This is a genomic window from Streptomyces sp. SAI-127 (genome assembly GCF_029894425.1).
Classification (GTDB): domain Bacteria; phylum Actinomycetota; class Actinomycetes; order Streptomycetales; family Streptomycetaceae; genus Streptomyces.
The window spans coordinates 168,862-187,086 of the sequence record NZ_JARXYJ010000002.1; the positions used below are offsets into that span (position 1 = coordinate 168,862).

18 protein-coding genes are annotated in these 18,225 nt (G+C 67.4%); 5 read left to right on the top strand and 13 right to left on the bottom strand.

Going from position 1 to position 18,225, the window contains the following annotated elements:
- Positions 1 to 544: 544 nt before the first annotated feature.
- Positions 545 to 1,048, top strand: coding sequence for a GNAT family N-acetyltransferase (locus M2157_RS46465; protein ID WP_348541843.1), 504 nt, complete (start codon positions 545 to 547; stop codon positions 1,046 to 1,048).
- 105 nt (positions 1,049 to 1,153) lie between these two features.
- Here M2157_RS46465 and M2157_RS46470 read toward each other — a convergent pair whose 3' ends face one another.
- From M2157_RS46470 to M2157_RS46500, 7 genes are all read right to left on the bottom strand, one after another.
- Positions 1,154 to 1,690, bottom strand: a complete 537-nt coding sequence (locus M2157_RS46470) for a GNAT family N-acetyltransferase (protein ID WP_280868561.1) — start codon at positions 1,688 to 1,690, stop codon at positions 1,154 to 1,156.
- A 68-nt stretch (positions 1,691 to 1,758) separates the two neighbouring features.
- Positions 1,759 to 2,379, bottom strand: a complete 621-nt coding sequence (locus M2157_RS46475; protein WP_280868470.1) for a hypothetical protein — start codon at positions 2,377 to 2,379, stop codon at positions 1,759 to 1,761.
- Positions 2,322 to 3,338 (bottom strand): DUF4232 domain-containing protein, encoded by a 1,017-nt coding sequence (locus tag M2157_RS46480; protein WP_280868471.1) that lies wholly within the window; start codon positions 3,336 to 3,338, stop codon positions 2,322 to 2,324. The genes M2157_RS46475 and M2157_RS46480 overlap by 58 nt, the downstream gene beginning before the upstream one ends.
- Before the next feature lie 516 nt (positions 3,339 to 3,854).
- Positions 3,855 to 4,463, bottom strand: a complete 609-nt coding sequence (locus tag M2157_RS46485; protein WP_280868472.1) for a superoxide dismutase — start codon at positions 4,461 to 4,463, stop codon at positions 3,855 to 3,857.
- A gap of 557 nt (positions 4,464 to 5,020) precedes the next feature.
- Entirely contained in the window at positions 5,021 to 6,487 is a 1,467-nt protein-coding gene (locus tag M2157_RS46490) for a hypothetical protein (protein WP_280868473.1), read from the bottom strand.
- A gap of 743 nt (positions 6,488 to 7,230) precedes the next feature.
- Positions 7,231 to 8,205: an alpha/beta hydrolase gene (locus M2157_RS46495; protein WP_280868474.1), complete on the bottom strand. Its 975-nt coding sequence runs from the start codon at positions 8,203 to 8,205 to the stop codon at positions 7,231 to 7,233.
- A gap of 94 nt (positions 8,206 to 8,299) precedes the next feature.
- Positions 8,300 to 8,617: an antibiotic biosynthesis monooxygenase gene (locus tag M2157_RS46500; RefSeq protein ID WP_280868475.1), complete on the bottom strand. Its 318-nt coding sequence runs from the start codon at positions 8,615 to 8,617 to the stop codon at positions 8,300 to 8,302.
- Between the two features lie 143 nt (positions 8,618 to 8,760).
- On the opposite strand from M2157_RS46500, the gene M2157_RS46505 reads away from it, so the two are divergent.
- The 3 genes from M2157_RS46505 (at position 8,761) to M2157_RS46515 (ending at position 11,953) form a co-directional block, all read left to right on the top strand.
- Complete coding sequence (locus tag M2157_RS46505; protein WP_280859464.1) at positions 8,761 to 9,666, top strand: AraC family transcriptional regulator; 906 nt, start codon at positions 8,761 to 8,763, stop codon at positions 9,664 to 9,666.
- Between the two features lie 159 nt (positions 9,667 to 9,825).
- Positions 9,826 to 10,575 carry an SDR family oxidoreductase gene (locus tag M2157_RS46510; protein WP_280868476.1) on the top strand — a complete coding sequence of 250 codons (750 nt, stop codon included), beginning with the start codon at positions 9,826 to 9,828 and terminating at the stop codon, positions 10,573 to 10,575.
- 937 nt (positions 10,576 to 11,512) lie between these two features.
- On the top strand, positions 11,513 to 11,953 hold the full coding sequence (locus M2157_RS46515; RefSeq protein ID WP_280868477.1) for a VOC family protein: 441 nt from the start codon (positions 11,513 to 11,515) through the stop codon (positions 11,951 to 11,953).
- A 335-nt stretch (positions 11,954 to 12,288) separates the two neighbouring features.
- On the opposite strand, the gene M2157_RS46520 is transcribed toward M2157_RS46515, so the two are convergent.
- The 3 genes from M2157_RS46520 to M2157_RS46530 all read right to left on the bottom strand — a co-directional run bounded on the left by M2157_RS46520 (position 12,289) and on the right by M2157_RS46530 (position 13,986).
- A complete protein-coding gene (locus M2157_RS46520; RefSeq protein ID WP_280868478.1) occupies positions 12,289 to 13,077 on the bottom strand; it encodes a peptidoglycan-binding protein in 789 nt (262 codons plus the stop codon).
- Complete coding sequence (locus M2157_RS46525; protein ID WP_280859457.1) at positions 13,074 to 13,235, bottom strand: hypothetical protein; 162 nt, start codon at positions 13,233 to 13,235, stop codon at positions 13,074 to 13,076. The genes M2157_RS46520 and M2157_RS46525 overlap by 4 nt, the downstream gene beginning before the upstream one ends.
- A gap of 148 nt (positions 13,236 to 13,383) precedes the next feature.
- On the bottom strand, positions 13,384 to 13,986 hold the full coding sequence (locus tag M2157_RS46530; protein WP_280868479.1) for a peptidoglycan-binding protein: 603 nt from the start codon (positions 13,984 to 13,986) through the stop codon (positions 13,384 to 13,386).
- Between the two features lie 378 nt (positions 13,987 to 14,364).
- Here M2157_RS46530 and M2157_RS46535 point away from each other — a divergent pair, with 378 nt between their 5' ends.
- Complete coding sequence (locus M2157_RS46535; RefSeq protein WP_280868480.1) at positions 14,365 to 14,496, top strand: hypothetical protein; 132 nt, start codon at positions 14,365 to 14,367, stop codon at positions 14,494 to 14,496.
- A 344-nt stretch (positions 14,497 to 14,840) separates the two neighbouring features.
- On the opposite strand, the gene M2157_RS46540 is transcribed toward M2157_RS46535, so the two are convergent.
- Genes M2157_RS46540 through M2157_RS46550 form a run of 3 tightly spaced genes read right to left on the bottom strand, consistent with a single transcriptional unit; the run spans position 14,841 to position 18,151 of the window.
- Complete coding sequence (locus M2157_RS46540) at positions 14,841 to 16,403, bottom strand: long-chain fatty acid--CoA ligase (RefSeq protein WP_280868481.1); 1,563 nt, start codon at positions 16,401 to 16,403, stop codon at positions 14,841 to 14,843.
- 49 nt (positions 16,404 to 16,452) lie between these two features.
- The gene (locus M2157_RS46545; RefSeq protein ID WP_280868482.1) at positions 16,453 to 17,310 is read right to left on the bottom strand and encodes an SDR family NAD(P)-dependent oxidoreductase; all 858 of its coding nucleotides are present in this window, start codon (positions 17,308 to 17,310) and stop codon (positions 16,453 to 16,455) included.
- A complete protein-coding gene (locus M2157_RS46550) occupies positions 17,303 to 18,151 on the bottom strand; it encodes an alpha/beta hydrolase (RefSeq protein WP_280868483.1) in 849 nt (282 codons plus the stop codon). Before M2157_RS46550 ends, M2157_RS46545 begins: the two co-directional genes overlap by 8 nt.
- Positions 18,152 to 18,225 lie beyond the last annotated feature (74 nt).

Here is an 18,225-nt window from a genome sequence, read left to right on the forward strand (position 1 = left end):
GCGAAAGGCTCCATGGGGCTTCAGCCGAACGATCGTCCCCATGGGCTATAGGTGAGGCCCGGGGACACTGTCCCCTCCACCAGCCACGTATAGATGAACGGCCAACCAGCTTCGGTTGTTCCCCGCCCGCATCCCCCAGCCGCTGTGAGCTGCGGCACGCCCCCCAACTTGCGGGCAGCCGAAGAAGTCATCGCTGAGGGCGGCGAATTCGCCTGGTCGCGGATGAGCGTTGCCGGGGCACCGCTCGTCGCGTCGGGCAGCACTACCCTCATCGCCGACAGCGGGCCGCCCACAGGCTCCTCGGTCAGAGGAGGTAGGCGAGAGGAGTGCGGGTTCGTGCCACCGTGATTCGACGTGCTCGCCGCTGAACTCGGCTGCGGCGGCGGATTCTCGGTTGCTTGCCGGCCACGGTTCGTGGCCCTCGTAACGCTGCCCGGAGTTGAGAACCGCGGCTACGACGGTCCGTGCCTTGGTGTCTCGACGCCAGAGTGCCGCGAACTCGTGGCCGTCACAGCGGTCGGCGGCGAACTTTATGCTCGGACACGTGATCGAGACTGAGCGGCTGCTCCTGCGACCTCTGCGTGTGTCCGACGTTGACGTTTTCGTCGAGCTTCATGCCGACCCGCAGGTCAACCGCTTCGTCGGTTCCTTCTCGCGTCAGCAAGCACTGGAACGCCTCACTGCGATCGAGCGTCAGTGGGCTGAGCGAGGCCATGGTCTGTGCGCGATCGAGCTGAAGTCGAGCGGGAAGTTCATCGGTCGAAGCGGTCTGCCCTGGGAGCAGTTCGATGAGGTGGAACTGGGATGGACGCTTCGAGCGGATCAGTGGGGGCACGGGTATGCGACCGAGGCCGCTCAAGCGTGTCTGGACTGGGGGTTTTCCACGCTTGATGACGACTACTTCACGGCTCTCATGCGGCCGGGCAATGACGCGTCGGTACGGGTCGCCGTACGACTGGGGTTCGCGCCGCGCCGAGAGGACCATCTGCAGGGCCGCCCCGTCACCGTGTACGCCGTGGACCGCCCGGCCGATCTGCCCGCTCGTTGATGTTCCCCACGAGTCACGACAGCAGAACTCTCTTGACGCTTGAGCATCTTAAAAGTTTCGTGGCCTTCGACGAGGCCCTTCGCCGCCGTGCCGGTTGGCCCTGCGTCACATAGGGAGCGAGAAAAGCCGTACTGGCCCTGAGGGCCAGCGGGCACCGTCGCGCAAGGGCGTCACCATGGTCCGCAGCGGCATGGTCACCAGGCGGTCTTCGGGTTGTTCGACGAGTACGTCCGTATCGAGCGGGTGCCATCCGAGGCGACGGTAGAGCGGCACGAGGGGAGGTCGGCAGAACAGGAGTGCATGTTGAGGACCCATCGTGCGGGCGTGCTCCAGGACAGCTGTGACGACGAGTCGAGCCAGGCCTTGACCTTGCATGCCGGGTGCGACGGCCACCCCGCCGACGCCCACCACCTCTGTCTCGGCGTCGCCGATCGCGACAGGCAGTCGCAGCAGGCCGGCGTGTGCCACGAGCCGGTCTTCGTGTCTGATTCCGAAGTGTTCTTCTTTGGGCAGCCAGGTCAGGCCGGCCGAGGCGACACCGAAGGGGTCATCGCCGTTGCCGAGGATCTCCTCCTGGTCCGCCTTCGTGTACTGGGGGAGCCGCACCACATGCGGTGCCACAGAGGATCGGTTGTCGGGCATCCCCACATCATGATCTCTTCGCAGGGCGCTGGCCAAGTCGCTTCATCCGTACCGCAGCCCATGGGTTTTCATCGAGCAGACTGACTCACCCCGGAGCGGAACTGCCGCACGAGCGTTCCAGGGTCCCGTACGACCTGCCACAGACCGATCGACAGCAGCGCCACGCTGATGGCGAAGCAGACCCAGAACACGAACTGGGCGCCGGTCGCGAGGTTGTGGGTGCTGCCGTACTCGTACCGGCAGTAAGCCTGCGGGGGAAACGCCTTCGAGACGCCGACGCCGCCGTAGTACATGGAGCACGGGTCTTCGCCGGGGTCCTTGAGTGTGTCGTCCGCGGTGACGACCAGCAGCCAGGCCAGAGCCGCCGCCGGAACCGTGCCGAACACGATCACCTTCGTCCAGATCGGCAGGCGAGGGTGGCCGACGAGCCCAAGCAGCGCGATCAGTACGACCATGAACATCGCGGCGACGGCCACGGCCGTGACCGGTCTCTTGTACACCTCCACCAGAAGCCACATGACGCCGGCCACCGGGGGCGCGGTGAGGAGGACGACCTTGATCCCGGATGCCGTACGCGGGTGTGCGAGCAGGTACACGGCGAGCGCGCACGCGATCAGGGAGAGGAGCGGGATCACGGACGCGCGGCGGCGGTGGTGGCGGGCTCCCGGTGCGTCTCGTCCTTCCGCCACGGGCCGACGCCGAGCTTTCCGGTCGTCCCGAGGTCGAGTTCCGGGACCACCATCACGGGAGCGGCTGCGGGCGTGGCCCATACACGGACGTATGGCGCGTTGACCGGTTCGCCGGCCTGGGTGGTGTTCCGCCAGGCCAGCCCGGCCACCGCGGCCTCACCAGGTCGCAGGACGACCGGTTGCGGGCTGCTGTCCCCACCGAGGCCGGTGCTGATCTGATCGGTCCCCTGGAGGATGCGAATGCCGTGCACGGTGTGGTGGTCCTCGTCCTGGATCGCGAGCTTCGGGTAGCCGTTGAGTTGAAGGGGCCCGGTACCGCAGTTGACCAGGTGCAGGCCGACGACGCGCAGCCCCATGGCTGCGTCCCCCTGGTCGGCGTAGAGGCGCATGCCCGACTTCGGGCACGTTCCCGAGGCGGACGACGCCTCGGCTTCCGGGACGCTACGAGTCTTGATCACCTCGACGCCCGTCACCTCGGGCGCGTTCCCGACCGGCTCGCCCATGACGACGGTGCCCTTGACGGTCCGCCCCGGCCCGACCGCCTCGACGGTCCGTTCCGCGTTGTCGACCGCGCCGCCGGAGGCTGAGAGGAACCCGATGGTCAACGTGTACGTGGCGGTCTCCGTCTGCTGGTTGGTCAGCTCGAAGTCCGCGCTGTAGGCGACTCCCGCGCAGCCGCTCTCCTGTCCCCAGGCGTACAGCGCGGTGATCTTGACGCCGTCCTCGGCCGTGCCTCCGGCGGAGGGCAGGGGCAGCGCGGTCGGTGTGCCGGAGGGACGAACGGACGGTTCTGAGGACGGCGGGCTGCCGTACCGGGAGAAGTCCGACGGGCACAGTGCCTCGGCCCGGACCGGGCCGCCGCCGGTACCCCCGCCCGGCGAGAAGCTCTGGGAACCGCAGGCGGTGAGCAGCAGGGCAGCGGCGAGGACGGCGGGAGCGGTGCGGGAGGCGGTCGGCATCCGCCCACCACACCAGGGGAGCACCCTCGTGGGCTGTGGCGGAGCCCACACCTCCGGTCACAGCGGTGTCACAGATCACTCTGGAACAGCGTTTGTGTGCGGGCTTCTTCCGCCAGGCCAGTGGCGGACAGGCAAGCGCGGCCAGGGGTGTTGGCGGTTACAGGGTGGGCCGATGCCTCGTGGAGCGGCTTTCCGGCTTCCCGGCTTTCCGGCCTCGCGGAAGGCCGCCACCGCTGCGTGGGCAGCCGCCCGCGCCGCGCCCGGGGATGCCGGGAAGTGGCTGGTGCGGCTTTCATCGGTCCCATCCAGGCGATTCCAACTGGCCCCGCTTCGCGGGTGGTTCGTAAACCGGGCGCCGTGAGGTGGCTCCGGAGAGCGGCTTGATCTGGCTCGGTGGGTAGTGGCGGTCTGGGATTTGGCTCTGGTTCTCCAAACAGTCGGGCGACGACGCAGAGCGCGGTCCGGGAAGCGCGGCGGCCTCCCGGCCGGCTGGTGGCTCGGTGGTGCTGCTGCTGGTCAGGCGCCGGTTGCTGCGGTGTAACGGGCGGTGACGTCTTCCCAGTTGACCAGGTCCCACAGCTTGGTGACGTAGTCGGGGCGGACGTTCTTGTACTGCAGGTAGTAAGCGTGCTCCCACGCGTCGAAGACCAGGAGTGGGGTGCTGCCCTGGCCGACGTTGCCGTGGTGGTCGTAGACCTGCTCGACGATCAGGCGCTTGCCCAGGGGCTCCCAGGCCAGCACGCCCCAACCGGAGCCCTGGACGGAGGCGGTCGCGACGGTGAGCTGCTTCTTGAAGGCTTCGAAGCCGCCGAGGTGTTCGTCGAGGGCGTCAGCGAGGGCGCCGTCCGGGCGGTCGCCGCCGTCCGGGGAGAGGTTCTGCCAGAAGACCGAGTGCAGGACGTGGCCGGAGAGGTTGAAGGCGTAGGTCTTCTCCAGACCGACCAGCGAGGTGGGCGTGATCTGGTCCTTCTCCCGGGCCTCGGCGATCTGTTCGAGGGTGTCGTTGGCGCCCTTGACGTAGGCGGCGTGGTGCTTGGCGTGGTGCAGTTCCAGGATCTGCCCGGTGATGGCCGGCTCCAGCGCGGCGTAGTCGTAGGGCATGTCGGGAAGCGCGTAGGTGCCCATCAGGCACGTCCCCTTTCCGGGTGAGTGATCGTCAGGGGACAGCCTATGCCTCTATTGCAAGTAGGTTGCAACAACTAAGAAGATGCATCAACATGATCTGTGGCGGGGTCGGCCCGTCAGTCTTCGGTGTCTGAGCGCCTTCCGTCCGTCGGCGTGTCCTTCCTGAAGAATGATCGTCTTCTCACCCGGCGCCCGCCGGTCCCGGCCGGCCCCGCTCTCTCACCGCCAGTCGAGGACGTGGAGGCTTGTAGTGCCCCGCCTGATGCCGGACACCGGACCGCAAGCGCGTCCTCGCGGCCTCGAACTTCGTCTCTACCGTCGGAAGCGGCCTCTACCTCACCGCCGGAGTGCTGTATTTCACCGAGGCGGTTCACCTGCCGGCAGGCCAGGTGGGGCTCGGGCTCGGCATCGCCGGTCTTCTGGCGCTGGCCCTGGGCGTCGCGGTCGGCCATCTGGCCGACCGGCATGGAGCACGCGGTATCTATGCGGCCACCCTGGTGGTCCAGGCGCTGGCCACAGCCGGCTTCGTCCTGGCGGACAGCTTCTGGCCGTTCGTCTTAGCCGTCTGTGCCGCCGCCGCGGCGAAGGCGGCCGGAATCGCCGCCCGCTCCCCGCTCAAGCGGAACGCCCAGGTGGTAGCCGTAGACCATGCGCGTGTAGCCCGAGCAGTCGAGGTTGCCGACCTGCTTGCTGGACGGCCCCCTGTATGTGCCGTCAGGGAAGGTCCAGCCGACCTTCATGTACTCGTGGAAGTCGGCGCCCTCGAGCAGGTAGCCGTGCGGGTCGAGATAGCCGTACCCGGCCTCGCCCAGCACTTGCTTGCCCTGGGCCGGTCCGGAGCCGGCCGTGACCGCCGCGGCGCCGCCGAGGAACATCGCGGCGTACGCGAGGACGTCCGGGACGGTGGATCCGGCCCAGCCGCGGATCGTCTGCTCCAGTTCGGCCGTCCAGGTACCGTCGAACGGTTCCGGCAGCAGACGCACCCAGTCACCGTGGGCGACGGTCGGCAGGACCGCCCAGTCCGCGGCGTCCACCTCGAGGCGGCTCGCGGACAGGCGGACCGGCAGGTTGGTGCAGCCCTCGTTGGCCAAGGCGCGCAGACCCACCCGTCCCTTGGTCAACGAGGGCGTGGAGTCGGTGAGTTCGAAGGCCCACGAAGACGGTTCCGTCGATGTGGACGGCCAGGCCTTCGCCTGGATCCGGGCACCCTCCCGCCGCACCCGGATCGTCCAGTCGGCCCCCGCCCGCACACCCGTGGCCAGTGTGACCGCCGCTCCCAGCACGGTCACATCGTTGTCGACCTCCTTCTCCAACCGCATCTCGACCGCCCCGGAGGTGAGGAAGGACAGCCGCGCCCGGTAGTGACTCCGGGTGCTGACGTAGCCGAAGGTCAGCGCGAACGAACAGGCCTGACCCGTCGGGACCTTGTCGAACCTGGCCGTGCAACGCACATCGACATCGGTGATCTCGTCGTCGCGCAGGCTGGCGTGCCGGCTGTACCCGGCGGTCGTGAGGTCGATGATCCCGGTGCCCGGCACCACCGAGAAGTCGGTCTTGAAGGTGTCGGACGTGATCCACCTGCCGCCGCCCGGCGAGGTGCCCCAGTACACGCGGTCCCCCTCGCCCAGCGCGAGGTCCGGCAGCGTCCGCTGGAAGTCGTCCACGAAAGGCCGCTTGTTCTCCGCGAACGTCCGCCGCGGGCCGGGCAGTACGACCGTTCGCGCGCCGTGCGTCAGCAGCGCGACGCGCTGGCCGCCGGAGCTGACCTCGGTGCGGGCCGGGGTGCCGGCGAGCACGGTGGTGGTGAGCGGGGTGGCGAGGGCCACCGGGGTGAAGTGCACGGCGTCCAGGGGCGCCATGCTCACCCACGAACGAGCCGAGGACAGGCCATCCGGCCCCGGGAAGGCCGGCACGTCCGTGGCCGCGACGGCACGTGCCGGGGCCGCCGCGGCCAGACCGGTGAGCGGGGCGGCTGCAGAGGCCGCGAAGGCGGCGAGGAGTCTTCGTCGAGATGTGTCAGACATGTGTTTCATGATCTGTCGCCACCCACCCAGTCGTCACGCCACCCCCGACTTCGGTCAGTGCCAAGCGACTTGGCGGTCGGGCTGGTTACACCGCGTACAGCGGCGGCACCGCGCTCGTGGTGTTCTTGCTGTGGGCGCTCGCCGCGATCGTCGGCGGCTACGCGGTACTGCGCCGGCGCGACGCATGAGCGGTGCAGGTCCCGGCGGCCTCCCTTCGCCGCCGGGTCCGCCCCCGAGACATCGGCGTCCAGGCAGTTCCACGGCCCCGCACCGGGGGACAACCGCGCGATAGGGGACCCATACCGGCCTGGCGCCATGGGGAGCACTTCCCGTCCGCTCTCCCGGAGGCCCCCGTATGCGTCGCCGTACGACTTTTCCGTGACCCTGGCCGGGCTGGGCCGTAGCACTCGGGGTGCCCACCGCCCGGCCCTGGCCGCGATGCACCCGCGCAACCCGCCACCATCGCTGTCGTCACGGTGCCGCCGGGGTAAGCTCCCGCGGCGTGAGCCTGCTGCGGACCCTTCGACCGAGACTGCGGAATCCCGCACCAGGCCGAGGCCCTGCTCGAACGATCCGTCAGCTGATCGTCGGTGAACGACACCATCACGGGCCGGCTCGCCCTGGAACAGCACGGCGGCCGCGCCATTGAACACTGATCGCCTACCATCACTGAGCCACATCGGAACTACTCGTCGAGCTCTGCACTGAGGCGGAAGCGTACGACCCGTAACGCGACGTCGACTTCACCTATTTGCGGGGCCGTTCGAGGGCAGGACCCGGGCGAGCCAGTCCGTGCGGGTTCGGCGGGCTGTGGCCGAGATGTTTGCCTTCGGGTACAGGGCGTCGAACCCGTGGAAGCCGCCCGCCCAGACGTGGAGTTCGGCCTGGCCGCCGGCCGCCCAGATACGGGTGGCGTAGTCGGTGTCCTCGTCTCGGAAGACTTCGGCGGAGCCGGTGTCGATGTAGGTGGTGGGCAGGCCCGAGAGGTCCTCGGCCAACGCCGGCGAGACGTACTCGGGCACCGCCTCGTCAGTGAGGTCGCCGAGGACGGCGCGCCATGCGAACTCGTTCATCTCGCGGGTCCAGACGCCGGGCCCGCCGGAGTACTGGCGACTGGAGGCGCTGGTGTTGCGGTGGTCGAGCATGGGGCAGATAAGTATCTGCGCGGCGATCGCCGGGGTGCCGAGGTCGCGAGCCAACAGGGTGACACCGGCGGCGAGGCCGCCGCCCGCGCTGGCGCCGGCGACGACGATCCGTGCAGGGTCGATGCCCAGTTCTTCGGCGTGTTCGGCGATCCAGAGCAGCCCCTGGTAGCAGTCGTCGACGAGGGCGGTGCCGGTGGCCTCGGGTGCCAGCCGGTAGTCCACGGAGACCACGACCGCGCCGAACGCGTCGAGCCACTCCAGCGGGATGTCGATCTGCGAGAAACGGTCACCCATGACCATCCCGCCGCCGTGCATCCAGTAGATGCAGGGTGCGGCGGTGATGCGGTCAGTGTTCGCGGGGCTGAAGACCGACAGAGGGATCGGGGCACCGTCCGTGGCGGGCACGGTGATATCGCGCCGGTCGACTCGCCGGTGTGCGAGCAGGGAATCGATGGGCGTCGAGGGGAGCCGGCGCAGTTGGCCCAGGAACTCCGTGCTGAGCTGGGACATCAGCGGCATATCGGCGAGCAGTTCACGCAGTTCGCGGTCCAGGGCGGGTCGCGCTGTGGTCATGGTCGATGCCTTTCGTGGGGTGGTGCCGGACGGTCGGACGGGGAGGGGGTCGCCTCGGCAGGTCGCCGAGGCGGCCGGCCGGGGTATCGGGAGTTCAGAAGGCGGCCTTGCCGCGGACCGGGACGTAGTCGGTGTACTCCGACTCCTCGGTCAGCAGCCCGTCGATCTGCGCCACGATGGCCTGGGCGGCCTCGCCGGCGAAGACCCGGTGGTGGTCCTCCTCGCTGGTCCAGCCCTCGCTGACGTGGACGACATCAGGGGCGGACGCGGAGCGGGAGACGAGATAGACGACGCAGTGTTCGCTCGCGCCCGGGCTGCCCTCGTCGAGACCGGTCAACAGCAGGTCGACCAGCCTGTCGCCCATTCCGGGCCTGGCGGTCAGGGTGGCGTTGAATCCGTACTTGGCAATCATGGAAGCCTTCTTCTGCGTTGATGGAGTGCGGTGACTCCATTCAAGCGGCGTGACCTGCGGAAACGTTAGAACGATGCTCGCCGCTGCTTGCACAATCCTCGCGGACACGGGAGCCCGGACGCCGTTGGTGCTGCAATGAACGCATGCACCTCGAAGAGCTCCGCACCCTGCTGGCCCGGCATGCCCGCCCCGACTGGACCACTGCCATCGACGGTGTCCTGATCTCGAAGGTCGACCGGCCCGATCCGCCGGCTCCCTCCATGTCCGGCACGGTGCTCGCAGTCATCGCCCAGGGCGCCAAACGCCTCGCGCTGGGTGACCGGGTCTACGAGTACGGCGCCGGGCAGTACTTGGTCGCATCCGTCGACCTGCCCGTCACCGGGCAGTTCACCCAGGCCGACCCCGAGCGGCCGGCCCTCGGCTTCGGACTCACGCTGGAACCGTCGGCCGTCGCCGAACTGCTCCTGCAGGCCGGTCCCGGCGACACTCCGCGTGCCGGCGCGAGCGCGCCGTCAGGGATTGCCGTCAGCGATGCCCCGCCCGCACTGCTCGACGCGGCGGTCCGGCTGCTGCGCCTGCTCGACGAACCCCGCGACCGCGCCGTACTGGCCCCGCTGGTCAAACGCGAGATCCTGTGGCGCCTGATCACCGGCGAACAGGGCGCGGCGGTGCGCCAACTCGGCCTCGCCGACAGCGGCCTCAGCCACGTCTCCCGGGCCGTGCGCTGGATCCGCGAGCACTACGCCGAGCCCTTCCGGGTCGAGGACGTGGCACGCCTGTCCGGCATGAGCGTCTCCGCGTTCTACCGCAACTTCCAGGCGGTGACAGCGATGAGCCCCATCCAGTTCCAGAAGCAGATCCGGCTCCAGGAGGCCCGGCTGCTGCTCGCCACCCACCCGGGCGACGTCACCGGAGTCGGCCAGCGCGTCGGCTACGACAACCCGTCGCAGTTCAGCCGCGAATACCGCCGCCAGTTCGGCGAACCCCCGAGCCGGGACGCGGTCCGCCTGAGGGCCACCGCACGCACCCCCGCGGGCGTCCTGCCCTGAGCAGGGTGGCACCGGCCGAGGAGGATCGTGCAAGAGGAAGCGAGGATACTTCTACTATTCCCGCAGGTCAGAGCGATTCAATGGGAGCAACGGTTCTCCCGCGGAGCAGAAAAGTGCCTGTCCACCCGCGGATCCCACCACATCGCAAGGGGCCACAGCATGAAGACAGTTCTGATCACCGGTGCCTCCTCCGGATACGGGCGGGAGACCGCTCTCTACTTCCACTCGCAGGGGTGGAACGTCATCGCCACGATGCGCACGCCGCGTGCCGGCGTCCTGCCCGAGTCGGACCGGCTTCGCGTCATCGAACTCGACGTGACCAAGCCCGAGACCATCACCGCCGCGTTCGAGGCAGCCGGGCCCATCGACGTCCTGGTCAACAACGCGGGCGTCCCCTCGATCAGCGTGTTCGAGGGCACCCCTATGACCCGAGTGCGGGAAGTCTTCGAAACCAACACGTTCGGCGTGATGGCGACGACGCAGGCGGTACTGCCCCAGTTCCGCGAGCGCGGCTCCGGCGTGGTGGTCAACGTGACCTCCAGCGTGGTGCTGGGCCACATGCCGCTCTCGGCCGTCTACAAGGCGAGCAAGATGGCCATCGAGGGATTCACCGCATCCCTCGCGCTCGAACTCGCACCCTTCGGTGTGCATGCGAAGACGGTCCAGCCGGGCGCCTGCCTGACGACGAACTTCGCGGCCAACGCCACGAACGGCGCCCCGCTGGACGAACTGGTCCCGACGCCCTACGCACCGTGGGCGAAGAAGACCATGGGCGACTTCACCGGCCAGGACCAGTTCACCAAGGAGAGCGACGTCGCCGAGACGGTATGGCGAGCCGCGCACGACACAACCGGCCAGCTGCGATTCCCGGCCGGTCCCGACGCGGTCCGGCTCGCCCAGGCGAAGTGATCAGCCGGCACGCAAGGTGACGCCGCACCGATACCAGGAGCCGGCCCGGCGCACACGCAGCAGGCCGGCTCGCCGTCAGGCGCTCACCCCGTTGAACGGGAACCCGGGTCGAAGGCCGGCGGGGAGGGCCGCCGGGCACTGGCGGCCAGGCATGAGATTCAGGAACAGGCTTTCAACTCGCTCTTTATCGTCCGTCCGTGTCGTAGGGCGGGGACGGAAGGTTCCAGACGGCGTCTGAGCGGCTGACAATCTTTCGAAGTTCGCGGGCGCTTCGTGGCGATATGGCCCGGATCACGGTGTCGAGGAGGGCTCGGGCTTCGAGAGGGTCGCCGCAGCAGAACCAGTGCACGTCGCCCCATTCGTAGTCTTGCCACAGATCACGCTCGGGCCGGTGGACGTAGTCCTTCCACAGGCCCACCGCCGTGCTGACGTCGCCTGGCCGCAGATAGTTGCGGGTGCGCTCGAGACGGAGGATCTCGGACAGTGCGCGCAGAGACAGGCCGTGGATGACTGGCCGTGCACCCACTGTCCGGCGGCTGCCGGGGGCGCCGACACGGATCTTTCCTGGCCGTCTACGCGGCATGGACCTTTCGGTTCGTCGTCATGCGGTACATGGTGCCACGGCCTCGCATGGCGTCTCGAACGGATTCGCTCGCAGGGGATTCACCGGACGTGGGGCGGCCTTCGTCTGACCCTGTGCTCCGACGACTGAACTCCTGGCGGATTTCCATGAGACCGCGCTGCCGTCCGAATCGGAAAGCCTCATTGGACTCACGCCGGCTGGCGCCTGTCTCGCAGATCTGCTGTAACGGTGCTGAGGAGCGACCCAAGTTTTTCGGGGTCGGGCGGTACGAGGATGTCGAGAACGTGCCACCGGCTCCGTCCCAGGGACATCAGCGGCCATCCCCGGCCGCACAAGGAAGAAGGAGAATCCAGCATGGCGATTCAGCGGATGGACAACGTCGGCATCGTCGTCGAGGACATGGATGCCGCCATCGCGTTCTTCGTGGAACTCGGGATGGAGCTGGAGGGCAGGGCGCAGGTCGAGGGCCCCTTCGCCGACCAGTGCACCGGACTCGAGGGCGTCCGCTGTGACATCGCGATGATCCGGACCCCGGACGGTCACAGTCGGCTCGAGCTGGCGAAGTACCTCAGCCCCGCAGTGATCAGCGCCGGCCCGCGCAACCGGCCGCACAACATTCTGGGCACGCACCGCGTCATGTTCGCCGTCGACGACCTCGAGGACACCGTTGCCCGCCTGCGCCCTCACGGCGCCGAACTCGTCGGTGAGATCGCCCGGTTCGAGGACAGCTATCTGCTCTGCTACCTCCGCGGCCCTGAGGGCATCATCGTCGGACTGGCCGAGCAACTGCGTTGAGAAGGAGAATCCGAACCATGCAGCCGAACGAGATCACCGAGAACTCCTGAACCGCCCGACCAGCCAGGAGCTGCTGCCCCGTGGAACGGTCATGTGTACGGCGAAGAACGCGCCCAAACGAGTAATGGTCAGTACCTGTGGGCACGTTGTCGAGCCGGCAGCGTCAGTGGGCGGGCGCCTGGTGACGTGGGGGCCGACTTGCGGGTCAGGATTCGAAGACCTGCCGCTCTGTAGCCTTGCCGAACTCGGCCGCCATGCGGCCAACGGGCGCCTCACTGAAACGGTCGATGTGGACCGGAGCCGCTACTGCTCGACAAGGCCATCAGCGAGGGCGGTCAGACGTTGGGGACATGTAGCTTGTCCCAACTAATCTTGCCGGGGACGCCGTTGGCATCAGTGCCTTCGAACCCGAGCTTATGCTGCCAGGCGGCGTAGGACTTCACATCGCCCGGACCCCATACGTCGGCGCTGGCGCTCGACTGGTACCGGTTGCAGCCTTCGGCGACGAGCCGGTGGTGCGTTGCGGCGATGATCGGCGACTTCTTTCCGGTGTGGAAGAACGACACGCCAGGGAACGGCTCGGTATTCGACCTGGGGACGGGGCGTGAACCCTTGAAGTGGTCGTACGCCTCCTGAGCCGCCGCGAGGACCTTGCCGTAGATCTTGTCCATGTGCGGGCCCGCGCAGGCAGTCGAGGACCAGTGGTGGTGGTAGAAGAGGTTGCTCTTGCTGGGGCGTTCGCCGATCACCTTGGCGAAGAGCCAGCCGGCGAGTCGCGCGGAGTTCTTCCAGGTGGCCTCGGCGACTGTCCAGGCGGGCGCGAGCGTTGCGTTCGCCATTTCGATGCTGATCGTGCGCTGGTTGCCGGCCGTGTTGCCGACGGCCCAGGCGTACTCGTTCACCTTGACGTACTGAGCGACGGCACCGGCGGCGTCCACGTCGAAGTGGGCCGAAGCCGGACGCGTCTTCCAGACGTCGAGCACACCCTGGTGCGAGAGTCGGCCGCCGTTGTGGTGCAGCGTGACCGACGTCTTCCTGTACGCATTGTGGGTGACGTGGCCCGTTGCGCTGAGTTTGTCGATGAAGTTCGAGACATGACGGTCGTAAGCGATGGTGGCGGTCACTTGGGGGCCTCCGCGTCGTTCTCGACGCCGTCCTCGGCGAAGGCGACGAAGTCGCTTTCCGGAAGGGCATCGAGGCTGTCGGTGCCGGGTCCGTCGGCGGTGTCGGTCTTCTCGAGGGCCGTCTTCACGTCCTCTTGGTCGAAGTTCTTCTCGGGCATGACGCAGTCCTTTCAGATGCGACAATTTGGTGTCGCCAGCACGTTCGGCGAGCGGCCGGGGACGAAGAATCAAGAATGCTCGCGTCACCCAGTTGAGCTGCGTCACCAGTCGACTGATTGACACCGCGATTCGCGTCACGCTCACGTCTTAGACGTTGGGGACCCGTAGCTTGTCCCAACTGGTTTTGCCGGGGAGGCCGTTGGCGTGGTCACCTTCGAAGCCGAGCTTATGCTGCCAGGCGGCATAGGATTTCACATCGCCCGGGCCCCATACATTGGCGTTGGCGCTCGACTGGTACCGGTTGCAGCCTTCGGCGACGAGCCGGTGGTGCGTTGCGGCGATGATCGGCGACTTCTTTCCGGTGTGGAAGAACGACGCACCAGGGAACGGCTCGAAGTTGGCGGGGCCGCCGTCCATGTACTGCTTGTAGGCCCCGCTCGTGAACGTGGACCATTGCTTCCAGTTGTGTGCGTCCTTGATGGCCTTCGCCGTCTTGGCGTTGTAGAGCGGATCCTTGAGCTTTGCCGCAACCCTGAGAGTGTCCGGTGGGCTGAACTGCCCTGGGTGCTTGAGCGAGCGTATCTGGAAGAGACCAATGGACGGCCCCCACTTGTGGTCGACCAGATTCTGGTCTCCGATGACGACTGGGTCGCCTTTGGACTCTGCCATGGCGACGGCCGCCGCAATTTTGATGTCGCTGCCGGTGAACCCTGCCTGTGTGGCGAGGGCGCGCAGCTCGGTCAGGCTCATTTTCATTCCCGACGCCCCTCTCACTTGTTGAATCAGAATCCATGTCCCACGTGGCGCATTGCGGTGTCGGATCGAGGGCCGGGTTTCATCCAGAGCTCAGCCGAGGGGACATTGCTGGAATCTGGTAACTGCACCTGCTGTAAGGGGTGCAATCCCGCTGCGAGCTACCCTAATTGGCAGGTATGCGCAAAGAGATCAGGATCCTCTTAGCCGCGCCTCTGTGGGGTGCGAGCGGCTTTGCGAGGCGTGAAAAATCGGTTATTTCCAGCATATGACACCGTCAGGTATGGGGCAAACAGAGTGCCAACGAGCTCGTGCACGGTTGACGGTGGGACGCCGCGGACTTCGATGTGGCCCTTCCCCGCCGTTCTGGCAGGCGTGGGGGACCGGTTCTCCATCCTCTCCACGGGCGAGCGCTGCGTGGGACTGCACCGGGTAGTTGAGACCACGAACGGCGAGACCGTGCGGATGACCCACTCGCCTGAGGACCTGCTGTTCGAGGACTCCTGAGACACATCGAAGTAGGTCATGGTCCCCTCCCGTTGCGGCGTGTGGTCCACGCCTGTGCCGAGCCGTCCTGCCACCGCGTGAACTGCCGACCGCGCACGACACGGAAGTTGGAGCACGGCACCTCCACCTCGTAGAGGCCAGCCGTCTCGGGGAGGAGTCGGCCCAGCGGAGGTTCGAGCGAGGCGTCGTCGCGGGCCAGGCGGGCCACGCTTGGTCCGGACGGAAGCGGACGGGACTGTTTTGAAAGATCCTGGAATCGACCCCACAGAGTGCGGATCAGGGTGACAGCCACGAGGCGCGCGGAGTGCGCAGGGAACCCGTGGCGCCGGAGACGGCCCTGCCTTCTAGGACAGTTCGCGCTTGAGGATCTTTCCGGTGGCGGTCATGGGCAGGGCGTCGACGAACTCGACGATGCGCGGGTATTTGTAGCCGGCGAACTGCTCCTTTCCCCAGGCTGTCAGCTCCGCCGCAGTCGTAGTGTCGCCGGCCTTCCTTACGACGACGGCCTTGATCTCCTCCCCGTGACTCAGGTGCGGAACTCCGATCACAGCGACCAAGGAGACCGCGGGGTGCTCCATGAGCACCTCCTCGAGCTCACGCGGGTAGACGTTGAACCCGCCGCGAATGATCATGTCCTTGGACCTGTCGACGACGAAGTAGAAGCCGTCCGCGTCCTTGCGAGCCAGATCTCCGGTGCGGAACCATCCTTGGTTGATGGCCTCCGACGTGGCCTCGGGGCGCTTGTAGTAGCCCTTCATGATGTTGTAGCCCTTGATCGCGATCTCCCCGACCGCACCGGGGTCGTCCGCCACATCCGACCAGTCGTCGTTGATGAGTTTCATCTGGACCCCGGCGATGGGCCGGCCGATCGATCCGACACGGGGCTCGTCGCCGTACGTGGCGAATGTCGCGATGGCCACCGTCTCCGAGAGCCCGTAGCCCTCGAGGATCGTCACACCGAAACGCTTCTTGAACTCTTGGTGGATCTTCGCGGGAAGCGCGGAACCACCGGACACGGCGATGCGCAGGTTGGCGGCCAGTCGGGCGACGTCGACGCTGTCGTCGAGTGCCTCGATCAGGCCCCAGTACATGGTCGGTACGCCGCCGAAGAACGTCACGTCATGGGCGAGCATGAGATCCAGCGCCTGTCGGGCGGAGAACCTTGCTTGCAGGACGAGTGTGCCGCCGAACCCGATGGCGCCGTTCTGGATGACCATCTGGCCGAAGGCATGGAAGAGCGGCAGGACGCACAGGTAGACGTCGGGTGCCGCGGGGTCCGACTCGAAGAGCTGGACACCGGCTCGGGCGATGTCGTACACGTTCCGGTGTCTGAGTTCCGCGCCCTTGGGCTGCCCGGTGGTACCGGACGTGTAGAGGATGACCGCGGTGTCGTCGTCGGTACGCTCGACCATCTCGAACGTCTCTGGCTGCCCGGCGACAGCGGCGGCACAGATCTGGTCCGGGGTGACGCCGTCCACAGACGTGCCGTCGCCGATGAGGAAGAAGTGTGCGGCTCGATCGGCGACCTGGAAGGCCGACCATGCCTCGCGCCCGATCGGGAGTTCTGGACCGCCTTCGAAGGCGAAGTATGCCGTCGCGTCGGAGTCGTTGAGGTGGTAGGCGATCTCACGCGCCTTGAGGAGTACGTTCAACGGCACGACTACCGCACCGGCCTTGAGGATCCCGAAGTAGATCGTCGTGAACTGCGGGATGTTCGTGCAGGACAGGGCGACCTTCTCGCCAGGGCGAATGCCGCGCTCCATCAGCAGGTTGGCCACCCGGTTCGACGCTGCATCGAGTTCCGCGTAGGAGATCCGATCGCCACCGAAGACGATCGCCGTGCGCGCCGGGTATCCCGACGCGGTGCGGGTCAGTAGGCCGGACACGTTCCGGGTCGAACTCGTCATCAATGGCTCCTGGTCTGGGCGTAGTTGGGGCACCGGGCTGTTCCTGACGTCAGGTGGTCAGAAAGTCCTCGCCTGTACGCGCGTCGAGGCGTCCGAGAATGCTCTGGACCGTGTGATCCCGCGTCAGGCCCGAGTCCAGGGCGGGCGCGACGAGGCCCCGGACCCTCGAGACCACTGTCCATCTGCGCGGACTGAAGACCCGCACATCGCGGCGGCACAGGCCCTCGACGATGGCTTCCGCCGCCTGCTCGGGGCTGATGCGCCTGCGTAGGAACCTCGGTTGGGTGTCGAGCAGCGCCTGAGCTGCTGGATCCTCGTCGACGCTCTGTCGGATCATGTCCGTGTTGATCATTGCAAAGTACGCGGTCGTGACGCTGACGCCATGGGCTGCGAGCTCGACCCGCAGTCCACGGCCAAGCTGCTCGACTGCTGCCTTGCTCATCGCGTACGGGATCGTGCCGGCCCCGTTGACGAAGGCGAACACCGACGAGATCAGTACGAGCCGGCCACGGTTCTCGATGAGGCTCGGAAGGGCAGCACGGACGGTGTTGAGCACGCCCCCGACGTTCACGTCGAAGAGTCGATCGACCACCGGAGCCGATGACGCCCGGAGGGTCACGCCCCGCGCGACCACACCTGCGTTCGCGATCACGATGTCCAGGCGGCCGGCGTCCCTGACGACGGTCTCGACCGCGCGGGTCATGTCGCCGAGGTCGGTCACATCGCCGACCAGGTAGGTGACCCGCTCGTCGATCGCCTCGCCCGCAGCCGGGCGGTGCAGATCGATGACGAAGACGCGAGCACCGGCGGCGGTCAGGGACCGCGCGGTCGCCGCGCCCAGGCCCCGGCCGCCGCCGGTGACCAGGGCGACCTTTCCGGCGATCGACCGGTCGGGCCTCTCAGCCATTGAGGAACTCGAGAACCTCGGGGACGAACTCCCGGTGGTACTGGAAGACGCCGCCGTGCCCGGAGTTCGGGTAGATCTTCAGGCGGGCGTTCGGGATCCGGCGGGCCATGTCCGCCGAGTTGCTGCTCGCGACCATGAGGTCGTGATCACCGTTGGCGACGAAGACCGGCTGGGTGATCACCGAGAGGTCGTCGGGTGCGTGCAGTCCGGCCGCGCGGATGGCCTTCAGCTGCGCGCGTCGAGCCTGCAGGGAGATTTTTTCGTCGCGATTCTGAGTGCGCTCCTTGAGCCGGGCGAGGTAGTGCTTCGCGGCCCGCTTGCCCTCGGCGTCGCGCGGGAAGAACAGGAATGTCCTGGCGTCCTTCAGGGTGAGCGCGGACTTGACGTACGCCCCGACCGCGACCTTGTTGATCTCCTTGATGCCGCCGCCTCCGCGGGGGCCGGTCCCGGCCAGGACGATCCGGCGCACGAGTTCGGGTGCCTGCAGGGCCACCATCTGTGCGACTCCGCCGCCGAGCGAGAACCCGAGGAGGTCGACCTTCTCGAGTCCCATCGCACGGATGAAGGCGACGGCGTCGCGGCCCATGTCCGCGACGTCGGGCGGCACGGATCCTCCGGACGCGCCGACTCCGCGGTTGTCGAACGCGATCACCCGGCGGTGGGCAGCGATGCCGTCGATGATCCTTGGGTCCCAGTCGTCAAGGACAGCCATCAGGTGGTGCAGGAACACCACTGGAACACCCTCGGTCGGGCCGAGCTCGCGGTAGGCGAACGGCACCCCGCCGACGTCGATCGTGCGAGTGGGCACGTCGATCCACTTCATGCTCTTTGTCGTCTTCATCTGACCTCATTGGATGCGGCGCGAGGACCGCGGCTCCGGGTAGTTATATTACGGTCTTTTACCTTACGGTTGTA

Bases quoted from the DNA above. Each gene is read 5' to 3' on its own strand.
- M2157_RS46470 (WP_280868561.1), bottom strand. From the start codon at position 1,690: ATGCCCGACAACCGATCCTCTGTGGCACCGCATGTGGTGCGGCTCCCC.
- M2157_RS46480 (WP_280868471.1), bottom strand. From the start codon at position 3,338: ATGCCGACCGCCTCCCGCACCGCTCCCGCCGTCCTCGCCGCTGCCCTG.
- M2157_RS46485 (WP_280868472.1), bottom strand. From the start codon at position 4,463: ATGGGCACCTACGCGCTTCCCGACATGCCCTACGACTACGCCGCGCTG.
- M2157_RS46490 (WP_280868473.1), bottom strand. From the start codon at position 6,487: ATGTCTGACACATCTCGACGAAGACTCCTCGCCGCCTTCGCGGCCTCT.
- M2157_RS46495 (WP_280868474.1), bottom strand. From the start codon at position 8,205: ATGACCACAGCGCGACCCGCCCTGGACCGCGAACTGCGTGAACTGCTC.
- M2157_RS46500 (WP_280868475.1), bottom strand. From the start codon at position 8,617: ATGATTGCCAAGTACGGATTCAACGCCACCCTGACCGCCAGGCCCGGA.
- M2157_RS46505 (WP_280859464.1), top strand. From the start codon at position 8,761: ATGCACCTCGAAGAGCTCCGCACCCTGCTGGCCCGGCATGCCCGCCCC.
- M2157_RS46510 (WP_280868476.1), top strand. From the start codon at position 9,826: ATGAAGACAGTTCTGATCACCGGTGCCTCCTCCGGATACGGGCGGGAG.
- M2157_RS46515 (WP_280868477.1), top strand. From the start codon at position 11,513: ATGGCGATTCAGCGGATGGACAACGTCGGCATCGTCGTCGAGGACATG.
- M2157_RS46525 (WP_280859457.1), bottom strand. From the start codon at position 13,235: ATGCCCGAGAAGAACTTCGACCAAGAGGACGTGAAGACGGCCCTCGAG.
- M2157_RS46530 (WP_280868479.1), bottom strand. From the start codon at position 13,986: ATGAGCCTGACCGAGCTGCGCGCCCTCGCCACACAGGCAGGGTTCACC.
- M2157_RS46540 (WP_280868481.1), bottom strand. From the start codon at position 16,403: ATGACGAGTTCGACCCGGAACGTGTCCGGCCTACTGACCCGCACCGCG.
- M2157_RS46545 (WP_280868482.1), bottom strand. From the start codon at position 17,310: ATGGCTGAGAGGCCCGACCGGTCGATCGCCGGAAAGGTCGCCCTGGTC.
- M2157_RS46550 (WP_280868483.1), bottom strand. From the start codon at position 18,151: ATGAAGACGACAAAGAGCATGAAGTGGATCGACGTGCCCACTCGCACG.